We start from the raw sequence: 13,910 nt of genomic DNA, 5'->3' as shown, positions 1-13,910 counted from the left end.
ACAGCAAACGGAGGCATCCATGTGCTATTCGGCTCAGATTCTGGCGGACTACCGGCGCTACGTCCGCATGTTCGGCGCGCACATGAGCATCGAGGAATTCGCGCGTCTTTTCTTCGAACGCGCAGAGGACGGTCAGGCCAGGATTCCCAAAGCGATGGAAGACGCCTTCTCGGAACCGCAGTCCGACGCGCAACGGGAAGTCTGGGCGCTGATCGAGCGCTTCAGATCGCAGCAGACCGTGAAGCTCGAACAGGAACTGTTCAAACAGCGCACCCGCTTCGCCGATGCCGAGCGCTCTTTGCAGACCAAAGCCACCAAGGCGGCGACCGAGAGCAAACGGATCGCGAAAGACAAGATCGACCGCACGCTCGAGCGACTCGACGACCTCGGCCGAACCGCTCCCAAAGCAGGCGACTCGCGCATCTTTCCCGGCTACTACGCGCCGGTGATGGTGACGGAGAACGGCCAGCGCGTCGTCAAACCGATGCGCTATCAGTGCCGCCTGGCCGGCAAGCCCGCCTCGTACGACACCCGCTATCCCGGCACGTACAACGCTCGTCGGGACAGTCTCGAAAGTTTCTGGAAAGCGCTATTCGGCTATTCGCATGGACTCATGCTGGCCAGTTCTTTCTATGAGAACGTCTCGCGCGCGCGAATGGAAGGCCGCGAACCGGCGCCCGGCGAGAAAGATGAAAATGTCCGGCTCGAGTTCCGGCCCAATCCGCCTCACGACATGCTGGTTGCATGCTTATGGTCCCGCTGGAGCGGCAAAGGCGAGCCCGATCTATTGTCCTTCGCGGCCATCACCGATGATCCGCCACCCGAGGTGGCCGCTGCCGGCCATGATCGCTGCATCATTCCGATCAAGCCTGAGCATATCGACGCGTGGTTGAATCCCGATCCGCGCGATCTGGCAGCGTTGTACGCGATTCTCGATGATCGGGACCGGCCGTTCTACGAACATCGGATCGCGGCCTGAATACAAGACGCGGTTTCGCAGGCCGCGCGAGACGGTGTCGGATCATCCTTGCAATCTTCACGCAGTAACATATTCTGCGTTATGGATGTTCATCGGCTGGCGAAGAATACCCGGTTGTAGAGGTCCGCCAACAGGCGCGATTCGGACCCCATCAATCATCGAAGCGCCTGCGCAGCGGGCCCGACACGATCCACACCCTCGGGTTGCGGCTGCAAGCACAGGAGACGTCGGTATGGGCAAACATCCCGCGGCGGACGCTTCGCAGCAGACCGCGCTCGGCAGCGACGAACTTCAGCTGATCGATGCGTGGTGGCGCGCATGCAATTACCTTTCGGTCGGCATGATCTATCTGCTGGACAACCCGCTGCTGCGGGAGCCGCTGAAAGTCGAACACGTCAAGTATCGCCTGCTCGGACACTGGGGCGCGAGCCCGGCGTTATCGTTCGTCTGGGCGCATCTGAACCGCGTGATCAAACGCGACGATCTCGACGTCGTCTTCATGGCCGGTCCCGGACACGGCGCACCGGGCGTGCTCGGCCCCACCTATCTGGAAGGCACCTACTCGGAGATCTATCCGGACAAGAGCGCGGATGCCGAGGGCATGCAGAAGTTCTTCAAGCAGTTCTCGTTTCCCGGCCATATCGGTTCGCATGTGACGCCGGAGACGCCAGGGTCCATCCATGAAGGCGGCGAGCTTGGCTACAGCCTGTCGCATGCGTATGGCGCCGTGCTCGACAACCCGGACCTCATCGTGGCCTGCGTGGTCGGCGATGGAGAAGCGGAGACCGGGCCGCTCGCCACCGCGTGGCATTCGAATAAATTCATCAACCCGGCCCGCGACGGCACCGTGCTGCCGATCCTGAATCTGAACGGCTACAAGATCGCCAATCCGACCATCCTGTCGCGCATCAGCAGCAGAGAACTGGAAGCGCTCTTTGTCGGCTACGGCTACACCCCGCATTTCGTCGAAGGATCGGATCACGCGGAAATGCATCGGAAGATGGCGCACACGCTCGATACCGTGCTCGGCGAAATTCGCGCAATTCATCAGCAGGCACGCACGAACGGCAATCTCGAGCGGCCGCTCTGGCCGATGATCGTGCTGCGCACGCCCAAGGGCTGGACCGGACCGAAGCAGATCAACGGGCACAAGGTCGAAGGCTCGTGGCGCTCGCATCAGGTGCCTTTTTCCGATGTGCGCAACAACTCCGCGAATCTCGAAGTGCTCGAAGAATGGATGCGCAGCTACCGGCCCGCCGAACTTTTCGATGCCGAGGGCCGGCTGATCCCCGAACTCAAGGCGCTGTCGCCCCAAGGCCCGCGGCGCATGAGCGCCAATCCGCACGCGAACGGCGGCGTGCTGCGCCGCGAACTGAAGCTGCCCGACATCCGCGCGTACGCGGTGGATGTGCAGCACGCGGGCAAGGTGCTGCAGGAGAACACGCGGCCACTCGGCGAATTTCTGCGCGACACGATGCGCGCGAACATGAAAACCTTCCGCGTGTTCGGCCCGGACGAAACGGCCTCGAACCGTCTGCAGTCGATCTACGAGGTCAGCAAGAAGGTGTGGATGGCCGAGATGCTCCCCGAGGACGAGGACGGCGGCGAACTGGCGCGCGACGGCCGCGTGATGGAGATGCTGTCCGAACATACGCTGATGGGATGGCTCGAAGGCTATCTGCTGACGGGCCGCCACGGCTTCTTCCATACCTATGAAGCGTTTGCGCACGTGGTGGATTCGATGTTCAACCAGCATGCGAAGTGGCTCGACATCAGCCGCAATCACGTGCCATGGCGCGCCTGGGTGTCGGCGGAAAACATTCTGCTGTCGTCGACCGTGTGGCGGCAGGATCACAACGGCTTTTCGCATCAGGACCCCGGCTTCATCGATCTCGTCACCAACAAGAGCCCCTCGGTCACGCGCGTCTATCTTCCGCCCGACGCGAACACGCTGCTGGTGGTCGCCGACCACTGTCTGCGCACCACCGACTGCATCAACGTGATCGTCGCCGACAAGCAGAAACACCTGCAATTCACCACCATCGACGAAGCCGTCGTGCACTGCGCCAAAGGCATCGGCGTGTGGCGGCGCGCGAGCAACGACGAGGACGCCGAACCGGACGTGGTGATGGCCTCGTGCGGCGACGTCGCCACTCAGGAAGCGCTGGCGGCGACGGCGATCCTGCGCGAACGTCTGCCCGAACTGAAGCTGCGTTTCGTCAACGTGGTCGACCTGTTCAGGATGCAGCCGGCGAGCGAGCACCCGCACGGCTCGACCGAACGCGAATTCGACAGCCTGTTTACGACCAATAAGCCGGTGATCTTCAATTTCCACGGTTACCCGTGGTTGATCCACAAGCTCGCCTATCGCTTTCGCAATCACGAGAATCTGCACGTGCGGGGCTACAAGGAGAAAGGCAACATCAACACGCCGCTCGAACTGGCGATTCTCAATCAGGTGGACCGCTTCAATCTGGTGATCGACGTGCTCGACCGCGTGCCGCGCTTGCAGGGCAGATCCGCGCATCTCAGGGAAGACATGAGGAACGCGATCGTCAGCAACCTGAACTATGCGCATACGCATGGCACGGACCGCACCGAGGTCGCCGACTGGGTCTGGCCCTTCTGAACGTCACGCGCAGCATGCACCGAGGAAAGCATCATGGCCGACGCTCCCACCACGACCTCGCAGCAAAGCGCGGATGCAGCGCGCATCGGCCTGAGCGCCGCCGCGCTCCAGCGCGGCGTGCTCGACAATCTGCTGTGCCTGCGGGGCCGCTATCCGGCGATCGCTTCCCCGCATGACTGGTACATGGCGCTCGCGTATAGCGTGCGCGACCGGCTGCTGGCCCGCTGGGCAACCTCCGTACAGACCTACGCCGGAAGCGATGCGCGGGTCGCCTGCTACCTGTCCGCCGAGTTCCTGATCGGCCCGCAACTCGGCAACAACCTCGTCAATCTCGGCATCGAGGCCAGCACACGCGAAGCGCTGCGCGCGCTCGGCGTCGACCTCGATATGCTGCTCGAACTCGAGGAAGAGCCGGGGCTCGGCAATGGCGGACTTGGCCGCCTCGCGGCCTGCTATCTGGATTCGCTCGCAAGTTTGGAAATACCGGCCATCGGCTATGGCATCCGCTACGAGTTCGGCATCTTCGACCAGCAGATTCGCGACGGCTGGCAGGTCGAAACCACCGACAAGTGGCTGCAAAAGGGCAATCCATGGGAGATCGTGCGCCCGGAGGTTGCGTACTACGTGGGGTTCGGCGGCAGCACCCACGACGAAACCGATGCACGCGGGCACCTGTGCGTGCGCTGGACACCCACACGGCAGGTCAAAGGCGTGGCTTGCGACACGCCGATGCCCGGCTATCACGTCAACACGTGCAACACCTTGCGGCTGTGGAAGAGCGAGGCGGTCGAGTCGTTCGACCTGCAGGACTTCAATGCCGGCGACTATTACGAGGCCGTCAACGAAAAGGTCATCTCCGAGACGCTGTCGAAGGTGCTGTATCCGAACGACGAGCCCGAGATCGGCAAGCGCCTGCGTCTCGCGCAGCAATACTTCTTCGTGTCGTGCTCGCTGCAGGACATGCTGCGCCTGCTCGAAATCAAGGGCGAGCCGGTCGGACACTTCGCGCAGTTGTTCAACGTGCAGTTGAACGACACGCACCCGTCGATCGCCGTCGCCGAGCTGATGCGTCTGCTGGTGGACGACAGGCAGGTGCCGTGGGACGAGGCCTGGGACATCACGCGGCGCGCGCTCGCGTACACCAATCACACCCTGCTGCCCGAAGCGCTCGAAACCTGGGGGCTGCCGCTGATGCGCAACCTGCTGCCGCGCCTGCTCGAAATCATCTACGAGATCAACCGCCGCTTCCTCGACGAGGTCCGGCAGCGCTATCCGGGCGACGACGCGCGCATCGAACGCATGTCGCTGATCGACGAGCGCGGTGACAAACTCGTGCGCATGGCGCATCTGGCGACGGTCGGCAGCCACGCGGTCAACGGCGTCGCCGAACTGCATTCCGGGCTGCTCAAGCAGACCGTGCTGCGGGACTTCGCCGAATTGTGGCCCGAGCGCTTTCACAACGTCACGAACGGCGTCACGCCGCGCCGTTTCATGCTGCTTTGCAATCCGGCGCTCGCGCGGCTAATCGACGAGACCATCGGCGCTGGCTGGGTCACTGATCTCGCGCGACTGCGCAAGCTCGAAGCCTATGCCGACGACGCCGCGTTTCAGCAGCATTGGCGTAGCGTGAAGCAGGCGAACAAGACCGTGCTCGCCGAGCATATCCGGGGCGTCACGGGCATCGGCGTCGACACCGCCGCGCTGTTCGACGTGCAGGTCAAGCGCATCCACGAATACAAGCGGCAACATCTGAACGCGTTGCTGATCATCACGCTGTACCGGCGCCTGCTGCGTGATCCGCAGCTCGCGCTGACACCGCGCTGTTTCGTATTCGGCGGCAAGGCGGCGCCCGGCTACGCGACGGCCAAGCTGATCATCCGTTTGATCAACGGCATCGCCGAAGTCGTGAATGACGACCCTGTGGTGAACGGGCGGCTGAAAGTCGTGTTCTATCCGGACTTCAATGTGAAGAACGCGCACTTCATCTACCCTGCCGCCGACCTGTCCGAGCAGATTTCGACGGCCGGCAAGGAAGCATCGGGCACCGGCAACATGAAGTTCATGATGAACGGCGCGTTGACGATCGGCACGCTCGACGGCGCCAACGTCGAAATCCGCGAAGAGGTCGGCGACGAAAACTTCTTCCTGTTCGGCCTGAGCGCCGACGAAGTGGAACGTGTGAAGCGCGCGGGTTATCGCCCCGCGGACTATGTGAAGGACGACGCGGAACTGAGCGACGTGCTGCAACTGATCGCCGACGGTCATTTCTCGCGAGGAGACCGCGAGATGTTCCGCCCGCTGATCGACAATCTGACGCACGCGGACCCGTTTCTCGTGCTCGCCGACTACGCCGCCTACGTGGCGCGTCAGGACGACGTGAGCGCCGCCTGGCAGGACACGCGGCGCTGGACCCGGATGTCGATCCTGAACACCGCGCGCTCGGGCAAGTTCTCTTCCGACCGCGCCATCGGCGAATACTGCGACAAGATCTGGAAGATCCGCCCGATGAGGATCACCCTTGATCAATGACCCTGAAACGGGATCGGTGCGTGCTCATGCGGTTCGCTCCGGGTCGCGGTTTCCCGTGGGCGCGTGGGCGGTGCCCGGCGGCATCAATTTCTGCATCTTCTGCCGTCACGCGACGCGCGTCGAGCTGTTGCTGTACGACGCGGCTGACAGCCCCGAGCCGTTCCAGATCATCACGCTCGCCGCCGGTTGCAACCGCACCTTCTACTACTGGCATGTGATGGTCGAAGCGCTGCCGTTCGGCACCTGCTACACGTGGCGGGTGGACGGTCCGCGCGATACGCGCGCTAGCGGCTACGCGTTCGACCCCGACCGCGAACTCCTCGACCCGTATGCCCGCGCGATTAGCGACGTGCTGTGGACGCGGCCTGCGCTCGGCCAGCCGAATCCCAACGGGCACAAAACCCACCGCGCGATCGTGACGGAACCCCTGCCCTCGTCCCCTGGGCGTATCTCGCGCGGACTCGACGACGCGATCATCTACGAGCTGCATGTCGGCGGCTTTACACGTGATCCGTCGAGCGGCGTGCAGCATCCCGGTACCTTCGCCGGCCTGATCGAAAAGATTCCGTACCTGACGCAGCTCGGCGTGACCCACGTCGAGCTGCTGCCGGTGATGGCCTTCGACGAACAGGACGTTCCGCCCGCCACGGCGGCCCTCGGCCTGAGCAACTACTGGGGTTACAGCACGCATAGCTATTACAGCCCGCATCCTCGCTACTGCCGCGATCCCGCGCGCGCGCCCCAGGAGTTTCGCGCGCTGACCGACGCCATGCACGCCGCGGGCCTCGCCGTGCTGCTCGACGTCGTGTTCAACCATACGGCCGAAGCGGGCGAGACGGGCCCCGTCATCAACTTCAAGGGCCTCGTCAACGATATCTTCTACCACCTCGACGCGGCCGACCGGCGCCGCTACCGGGACTACACCGGCTGCGGCAACACGATCAATTGCAACCATCCACTGGTGACGACGTTCATCGTGCGCTGCCTCGAATACTGGGTGGAAGAACTCGGCGTCGATGGCTTCCGGTTCGATCTGGCGAGTGTCTTCGTGCGCGACCAGCGCGGCGAGCTGATGGTCGATCCACCGCTGCCCTGGGCGATCGAGTCTTCGCATGTGCTGTCGCGCGTGCCATTGATCGCGGAGGCGTGGGACGCCGCCGGGATGTACCAGGTCGGCGCCTTTCCCGGCATGGCATGGGCCGAGTGGAACGGCCGCTATCGGGACGTGATTCGCCGTTTCGTGCGCGGCGACCCGGGGCTCATCGGGGCGGTCGCGACCTGCATCGCGGGCAGCTCGGACCTCTATGCGGACGACGGCAGGCTGCCCAACAACAGCGTCAACTTCGTGACGTGCCACGACGGCTTCACGCTGATCGATCTCGTCAGCTACGAATCGAAGCACAACGAAGCCAACGGCGACGCGAATCGCGACGGCAGCTTCGACAACCTGTCGTGGAACTGTGGCGCCGAGGGCGAGACCGGCGACGCCGGGATTCTCGGTCTGCGACATCGCCAGGCGCGTAACGTGATGGCCATCCTGTTCCTGAGTCTGGGTGTGCCGATGATGCTCGCCGGCGACGAGGTGCTGCGCAGCCAGCGCGGCAACAACAACGCCTATTGTCAGGACAACTCGCTCAGCTGGTTCGACTGGACACCCACTGAAGCCGGCTCGGCCATGTCGCGCTTCGTGCGCGAGCTGATCGCGCTGCGCAAGCGCCACGCAAGTTTGCGGCGGCGGCATTTCCTGACCGGCCGGCCCTCGCCGGGGCAGACTCGGCCGGATGCGGCGTGGCACGGCGAGCGCCTGAACGAGCCGGGCTGGCACGATCCAGGCGCGCGGCTTCTCGCCGTCACGCTGGGCGGAGAAGAGCCGGGCGAGCCGGCACTGCACGCGGTGTTCAACATGGACGATTGCGCCCGCGCGGTCCAGTTGCCCGCGTCCGACGGGCGGCACTGGCGGCGTATCGTCGATACCGCGCGCGACAGTCCGCAAGACATCGTGCAAGCGGCGCAACAGGCCGCTGTCGAAAGCGATCAATTTCGCGTCGAGGCACGCAGCGTCGTGGTTCTGGAAGAAGCGAGCTGAACCGACGCAAATAACCCGGGTTCTTGTCCTCTAATGTCGATGCTGTGGCGGATATGCCGTGCGCAATTTCGATTTACTGGCGGAAGAATCCACCGGCAACAATCGCGGAGGGCATCATGAGAATTAGCGTAGACGGGCCGTCCGTCGTCTTTGCGATGGTTGCGGTCGTGGCCCATGGCAACGCATTCGCGAAGTCCGAAGCCTGCCATCCCACCTCGGAAAAGCAGATTTCCGCACTGTTCGATCGCTGGAACGACTCGCTGAAAACCGGCGACCCGCAGAAGGTCGTGGCGAACTACGCGCCGAACTCGATCCTGCTGCCGACCGTCTCGAACAAGCCGCGTTTGACCGCCGACGAAAAGCTCGACTATTTCAAACGCTTCCTCGAAAACAAACCGGTCGGCACGATCGACTTCCGCGACATCATGATCGAATGCAACACGGCGATCGACTCGGGGCTCTACACCTTCAAGTTCGCGGACGGCTCGGTCGTCAAGGCGCGCTATACGTTCACCTACGCGTGGAATGGACACAAGTGGCTGATTACCAGCCATCACTCGTCCAAAATGCCGGAAGGCAATTAGCCGATGTGGTTTAGAAAAAGTCAGGCTGGGACTTGAACCTCATTCACGAATGACCTGAATACGTCCAGCCTTGACTGCCGCTTTCAATACCGTCCAGTCCGCCTCATTCTGTTCCGCGTAAGCGAGCGCGAATTGCACGACGGCTTCGTCGAATACCTCCGACTTGCCGACATATCCGCTGAGCAACGCAGGGTCGCCAGCTTTCGCCATCGAATGGGCCAGCGCGTGAGCGCAGGACACCGCGTATTCGCCGAGATCTTCGACGTCGAACGTGGTGAAGTCGAACGCACCCTTCATGTCGCGCAATTGCCGCACATAGAAGTCGTTGCCGGTGTGATGCATCTTCGACCAGCCGAGAAAAATGTCGCTGGCCGACTGCAGCAGACGCTGCCCGTTCACCACACGCTGGCCGTGATTGGCATAGCGGCTCGGCGCCAGATACCCCTCCAGCGCGGAAGCCCGTGCCTCCTTGAGTTGCAGGAACAGCGGGCACTCTCCGTCGGCCATGAAGAGCGCCTCGTAGCAACGCGTTCCCACCGACCCGATGCCCACGACGCGAATGGCGACATCCACCAGTTCATAGCGATCGAACAGTGCGCGCCTGTCATCGGGAAGCGTTAACCGGTAGTCGGCGAAGAAGCGCCGTACCAACGCCTGGTACTGTTTCTGGTCGTGCGGGTTCTCGAGCGGGACGTGGTACACGAGCGGCGGTGCGTCCTTGATGCGCAGCTCGCCGTTAACAAGCTCGGTTGCGCGAGTCATCACGGAACGTGACGACTGCTGCCTCGCCTTTTCGATAACCGCCAGTTCTTTCCTTCTCTCCTCCACTGAATCGGCAATCGCCAGCATGCTCGCCGCCTTGAACTGGCAATACCAGACGTCGAGCGTGTCCATGCCGCTCAATCCGGCGAGCCGTTGCCGAAAGGTCTCGCAGAGCCGGCGCACCACGGCGCGCTGGTCGCGAATCGCAAAGCCGCGTTCGCGCGCGGCTATCATGAACGAGGCAGCGAGCCTGCGCACGTCCCAGTCAAACGGGCCCGGCAGGGTTTCGTCGAAGTCGTTGGGTCCGAAAAGAATGCGCCGTTCCGGACTCGCGAACAGCCCAAAATTGGCCAGATGCGCGTCGCCGCCCAGCTGCACGGTCACGTTGGAATGCGGCAGCTTCGACAGGTCGTGTGCCATCAGCGGCGCGGCACCCCGATAGAACGCGAACGGACTCGCGACCATCCGCCCGTAGCGGATCGGTATCAGCTCCGGCACCCGGCCCACGTTGGACGCATCGAGCAGAGCAACAGGATCGCGATCGTCGATCTTGCAGGTCCCCAGCTCCGCGCGCGGCGCCTTTTTGCGCGCCGCCTTGCCCTGCTCGACGCGCGCGGCCAGCGAGCCACGCCCCGCGAACAGCGTGGACGGATCTTCCTGGGCCGCCAGCGTCCTCGGATCAGCCTGATCCGTGGCGGGTTCCATGGACTTTGCAGCAGCGGAATCGGACACGCGTCACTCCTTTTTCGAATCGGGATCAAGGGGCCTCGTCATCTCACTTCACTTCACTTTGCTTCATCTCGGTTTGTCGGCGTCCGGTGCAGCCGCGGATGCGGGTGGCGACAGATCGCGTAGTGCGTCGATCGCCGCATCGACCGTCGCGAAGATCTCGCGATGCGCGCCACTCACCCGCAGGGCCTTATACCGCTCGAGTTCGTGCCGCACGCCAGACGGAACCGCGACCACGGCGATACCCAAGCCGCGCTGGTCGAGTTCCGCACCCAGCTGGAGCAACGTCTTGCCTGCCGTGTAGTCGATATTGTTGATCTCGGTTGCGTCGATCACGACCCAGCGCAACGGAACGCTCGCCTCGTTGACGAGTTTCAGCACTTCTTCCGTGAAGCGCCCCGTGTTCGCATAGAACAGATCCGCCTCGAACCGGTAGATGACGATGCCGGGTGCCGCGAGCAGATTCGGCTCGACGTGATGGGGGATCCAGTGGCCGGTGGGGCCACGCGTCAACACGCGCGTGCGCAGGCGATAGCTATGCCGCGCATGCGCGATCAGTGACAGCACGACGGCGGCGAGAATACCGTGCATCACATCGACGAACACGACCACACCCGCCGCGAGCAACGCAACGACGAATTCGTCCTTCTGCATGCGAAACAGTTCGACCATCCCCTTCACGTCGATCAGCTTCACACCGATCATGAAGACGATAGCCGACAGCACGGCGGCCGGCATCAGGCTGAGCGGCCTGGTGAGGAACAGCAGCACCAGCAGCACGATCACGGCCGTGGTGAGGTGGGCGACCTGGGTGCGCCCTCCCGCGTCGTCGATGATCTCGGTCTTGGTCGGACTGCCGTTCACGACGAAGGTGCCGGTAAACGCTGCGGCTGCGTTCGCCGCCGCGAGTCCGATGATATCGGCATTGTCGTCGCCCTTCTCGTTGTTGCGGGTGGCGTAGGCACGCGCCGTCGCCGCGCTCTGCGCGATGATGACGATGAAGCACGAGGCCGCCGTCGCCAGCACCTGGTTGACCCCGCTCATGTGCAACGGCGGCATGAACAGCGACGGCAGTCCGCCGGGCACTTCGCCCGTCACCGCGATGCCATGTCCGGCGAAATTGAACGCCCCGCTCGCCACGATGGAGCCGATCACGGCGATCAGCGCACCCGGCGCGCGCGGCGCGAGACGCTTGCACCCGATGATCACCGCGAGTACGGCAAGTGAAAGGAGCGTGGTCGGATAGTTCGCCTCGGCGACACGTTGAACCACGCTCACCAATTGCATGACGGGGCCGTGCCCCTGCTTCGCGAGCCCGATCAGCCCGGCGAGTTCCCCCGCCGCGACCTGCACGCCTACCCCCGTCAGGAAGCCGATCAGTGCGCTACGGGAAAGAAAGTCGGCCAGAAAACCGAGCCGAAAGATACGCGCGATCACCAGCATCACAGCGACCGTCAGGGCCACCGTGCTCGTAAGGCCGATGTATTCCTTGCTGCCCAACGCAGCCACGGTCGTCAGCGTACCGGCAAGAATGGCGGCCGTCGCGGAGTCCGCCGCGACTACCAGTTGACGCGAAGCACCCAGAAGCGCAAACGCCACCAGCGGCAACAGGATCGTATAAAGACCCGTGACGGTGGGCGTGCCGGATATCTTCGTGTATCCCATCACTTCGGGAATGCCGAGTGCCGCCAGCGTGAGCCCGGCGATGATGTCGTGCGGCAGTTGAGCGGAATTGAAGGGCAAAAGCCCCTGCAGAAAGGGCGAATGTTGCAGACGGGAGCGCGTGGAAGCCGCTGGTTTCATCTGTCCACCTCCGCTCGGGTCGTGAGCTTGCCAATGGAGGTATTGGACCGGCCAAGGATGACCAGCCCAGTGGCGGCGCTGCCCGGCAGCAGGACGAGAAGCCTGATCGTATGGCGCACGCGGCGGCGCCATTCCCGAATACGGACGCCCCCACGGCGAGGCGCCTCCAAACGGAAGATCCACATGGTTACCTCGGATAGTCGAACTGATCGAGACAACAGCGAATCCAAACCCAGACAGACACGCTCCCCCTTTTCGCGCCGGTAGTCAATAGTCGGGAGCCCCATCGAAAAGGCCGTTGAAGCCGGCACGCGCGCGCCGCACGGCATCGCTGACGGCCACGACGGCTTCATCCTGCTATCCCGTCCTTTCCGCCCGATGCGCGGCCTCCTGCACACCTCGTACAGCCGCGGCCACGATCAAGCCGGTGAATACCACGCCGATCAGCCCGAGGCATGCGGCGTCGATCCGGCCGAACGCCGAAGTGGGCACGACATCGCCGTACCCGATGGTGAGCGCCGTGATCGCGCAGAAGTACACGGTTTCACCCAGCGGCGACGGTGTCCGGTTCGCTGTCTCGACGGGCGCGCCCCAGTAGTACATGCCAAACGTCAGCAAGACGAACAGTAGAAGCAGGCCGATCAGAATCGCTCTCAGAAACCACAGGGTTATCGCCATTTCCTTCAGGATCTCGCCGGCCCGAGGACGGACCGCGCCATCGCCTGTCGCATTTCCCATTGCACGCTCCTGTTGCGATCATCGGGTCGGCTTTGCAGCATGCCGCCCCGCCTCACTCCGCACGGCGGTGCTGCTCGAAAAGCAGAAGCATCAAATACGCATAGGCCGTTACGGCCAGAAAGAGCCCCATTCGCACGGCAAACGCGGTGTAGACATCCTTGCCCGCCACGCTGTCCTGCACCGATTGCCCGAGCAGAATGATCATCGTCACGAGACTGTTCAGCCAGAAGCCCGGCGAACAACGCGTGGGTTGCAGGCCGTACAGCTTGCGTCCCACCAGCAGGCCGAACAACAGCATCCACAGAAAGAACATCCACAAATGCACGAACAGCCTCAGCGCAAACCAGAACGCGATGGCGAGCAGACCGCCGAGCAGCGTCGAGCCGATCAGATCGCGTGCGGCGCCGCGGGCCGAGGTCGTGCAGGTTTGTCTGCCGAGGCTGACGGACTTCATGATGATCGGCATGTAGTTCGCCGGGTCGGTCATCGCGAGCAGATAGGCCGGCATGACGACGAGCGCGGCACGCAGCGCGATATAGGCCGCCTCGTCTTCCGCCATCGCTGCCGCGGCGGACTGTTCTCGCGCGCCCATGCTTTCAGGAAACAATCTGTGCGCCAGCGTCGACGCCAGCACGGCAAGCAGAAGTCCCTTCGCCAGCGCGCCGACGACCGTCAGGGCCAGTTCGAAGTCGGCCGTGCCCGCGGCGGAAATCATCGTCAGTCCCGCGACCAGAAAAGTCGCGACGAGATTGTTGCCGCCACGCAGCCCGTAACGAAACGCGAAGAACAGCATGAGGCCGACGATCATGATGCCGGCCAACGCATAGTGACGAAGCAACGGAACGAGGAGCAGGCCGCTGCCGGTGGTCGACGCCACGACCAGCGAAAGAATCACGCCGGCCTTCAACGATAGCGGGCGATTCTGCGTGGCCAGCAGAAAAACCGTGAATACCGGCGCGACGACGGGTATCGGGAAATCGAGTCCAAAGCTGACGGCAAGCGCGATCGCCGTTCCGATGGCCACACGTATCGCGCGATAACCGAGGCGCTGGGTCGCGGGCTGCATGGGCT

General features: G+C 63.3%; 9 protein-coding genes. 5 read left to right on the top strand and 4 right to left on the bottom strand.

Features of this window, described 5'->3' with window-relative positions:
- Positions 1-19: 19 nt before the first annotated feature.
- From F6X40_RS03235 to F6X40_RS03215, 5 genes are all read left to right on the top strand, one after another.
- Complete coding sequence (locus tag F6X40_RS03235) at positions 20-979, top strand: SOS response-associated peptidase family protein (protein WP_187626793.1); 960 nt, start codon at positions 20-22, stop codon at positions 977-979.
- Between the two features lie 232 nt (positions 980-1,211).
- Positions 1,212-3,608: a phosphoketolase gene (locus F6X40_RS03230; RefSeq protein ID WP_187626792.1), complete on the top strand. Its 2,397-nt coding sequence runs from the start codon at positions 1,212-1,214 to the stop codon at positions 3,606-3,608.
- Between the two features lie 33 nt (positions 3,609-3,641).
- Positions 3,642-6,137: a glycogen/starch/alpha-glucan phosphorylase gene (locus tag F6X40_RS03225; protein ID WP_187626791.1), complete on the top strand. Its 2,496-nt coding sequence runs from the start codon at positions 3,642-3,644 to the stop codon at positions 6,135-6,137.
- Positions 6,127-8,223 (top strand): glycogen debranching protein GlgX, encoded by a 2,097-nt coding sequence (gene glgX / locus F6X40_RS03220; RefSeq protein WP_222945975.1) that lies wholly within the window; start codon positions 6,127-6,129, stop codon positions 8,221-8,223. The genes F6X40_RS03225 and glgX overlap by 11 nt, the downstream gene beginning before the upstream one ends.
- A gap of 116 nt (positions 8,224-8,339) precedes the next feature.
- Positions 8,340-8,807, top strand: coding sequence for a nuclear transport factor 2 family protein (locus tag F6X40_RS03215; protein WP_187626790.1), 468 nt, complete (start codon positions 8,340-8,342; stop codon positions 8,805-8,807).
- 39 nt (positions 8,808-8,846) lie between these two features.
- Here F6X40_RS03215 and F6X40_RS03210 read toward each other — a convergent pair whose 3' ends face one another.
- The 4 genes from F6X40_RS03210 to F6X40_RS03195 all read right to left on the bottom strand — a co-directional run bounded on the left by F6X40_RS03210 (position 8,847) and on the right by F6X40_RS03195 (position 13,905).
- Positions 8,847-10,301, bottom strand: coding sequence for a DUF2252 domain-containing protein (locus tag F6X40_RS03210; RefSeq protein WP_187626789.1), 1,455 nt, complete (start codon positions 10,299-10,301; stop codon positions 8,847-8,849).
- Positions 10,302-10,364: 63 nt separating this feature from the next.
- Positions 10,365-12,101: a SulP family inorganic anion transporter gene (locus tag F6X40_RS03205; RefSeq protein ID WP_184071307.1), complete on the bottom strand. Its 1,737-nt coding sequence runs from the start codon at positions 12,099-12,101 to the stop codon at positions 10,365-10,367.
- A gap of 357 nt (positions 12,102-12,458) precedes the next feature.
- On the bottom strand, positions 12,459-12,839 hold the full coding sequence (locus F6X40_RS03200) for a potassium channel family protein (protein WP_184029705.1): 381 nt from the start codon (positions 12,837-12,839) through the stop codon (positions 12,459-12,461).
- A gap of 52 nt (positions 12,840-12,891) precedes the next feature.
- Positions 12,892-13,905, bottom strand: a complete 1,014-nt coding sequence (locus tag F6X40_RS03195; protein ID WP_187626788.1) for a DUF2955 domain-containing protein — start codon at positions 13,903-13,905, stop codon at positions 12,892-12,894.
- Between the last annotated feature and the right edge of the window lie 5 nt (positions 13,906-13,910).

It is taken from the genome of Paraburkholderia sp. UCT31 (genome assembly GCF_014397655.1).
Lineage (GTDB): Bacteria > Pseudomonadota > Gammaproteobacteria > Burkholderiales > Burkholderiaceae > Paraburkholderia > Paraburkholderia tuberum.
This window is presented reverse-complemented; position numbering and strand designations above follow the sequence as displayed.

What these genes read in the sequence shown, in the direction of transcription:
- F6X40_RS03235 (WP_187626793.1), top strand. Translation starts at nt 20, where the DNA reads ATGTGCTATTCGGCTCAGATTCTGGCGGACTACCGGCGCTACGTCCGC.
- F6X40_RS03230 (WP_187626792.1), top strand. Translation starts at nt 1,212, where the DNA reads ATGGGCAAACATCCCGCGGCGGACGCTTCGCAGCAGACCGCGCTCGGC.
- F6X40_RS03225 (WP_187626791.1), top strand. Translation starts at nt 3,642, where the DNA reads ATGGCCGACGCTCCCACCACGACCTCGCAGCAAAGCGCGGATGCAGCG.
- F6X40_RS03215 (WP_187626790.1), top strand. Translation starts at nt 8,340, where the DNA reads ATGAGAATTAGCGTAGACGGGCCGTCCGTCGTCTTTGCGATGGTTGCG.
- F6X40_RS03205 (WP_184071307.1), bottom strand. Translation starts at nt 12,101, where the DNA reads ATGAAACCAGCGGCTTCCACGCGCTCCCGTCTGCAACATTCGCCCTTT.
- F6X40_RS03200 (WP_184029705.1), bottom strand. Translation starts at nt 12,839, where the DNA reads ATGGGAAATGCGACAGGCGATGGCGCGGTCCGTCCTCGGGCCGGCGAG.
- F6X40_RS03195 (WP_187626788.1), bottom strand. Translation starts at nt 13,905, where the DNA reads ATGCAGCCCGCGACCCAGCGCCTCGGTTATCGCGCGATACGTGTGGCC.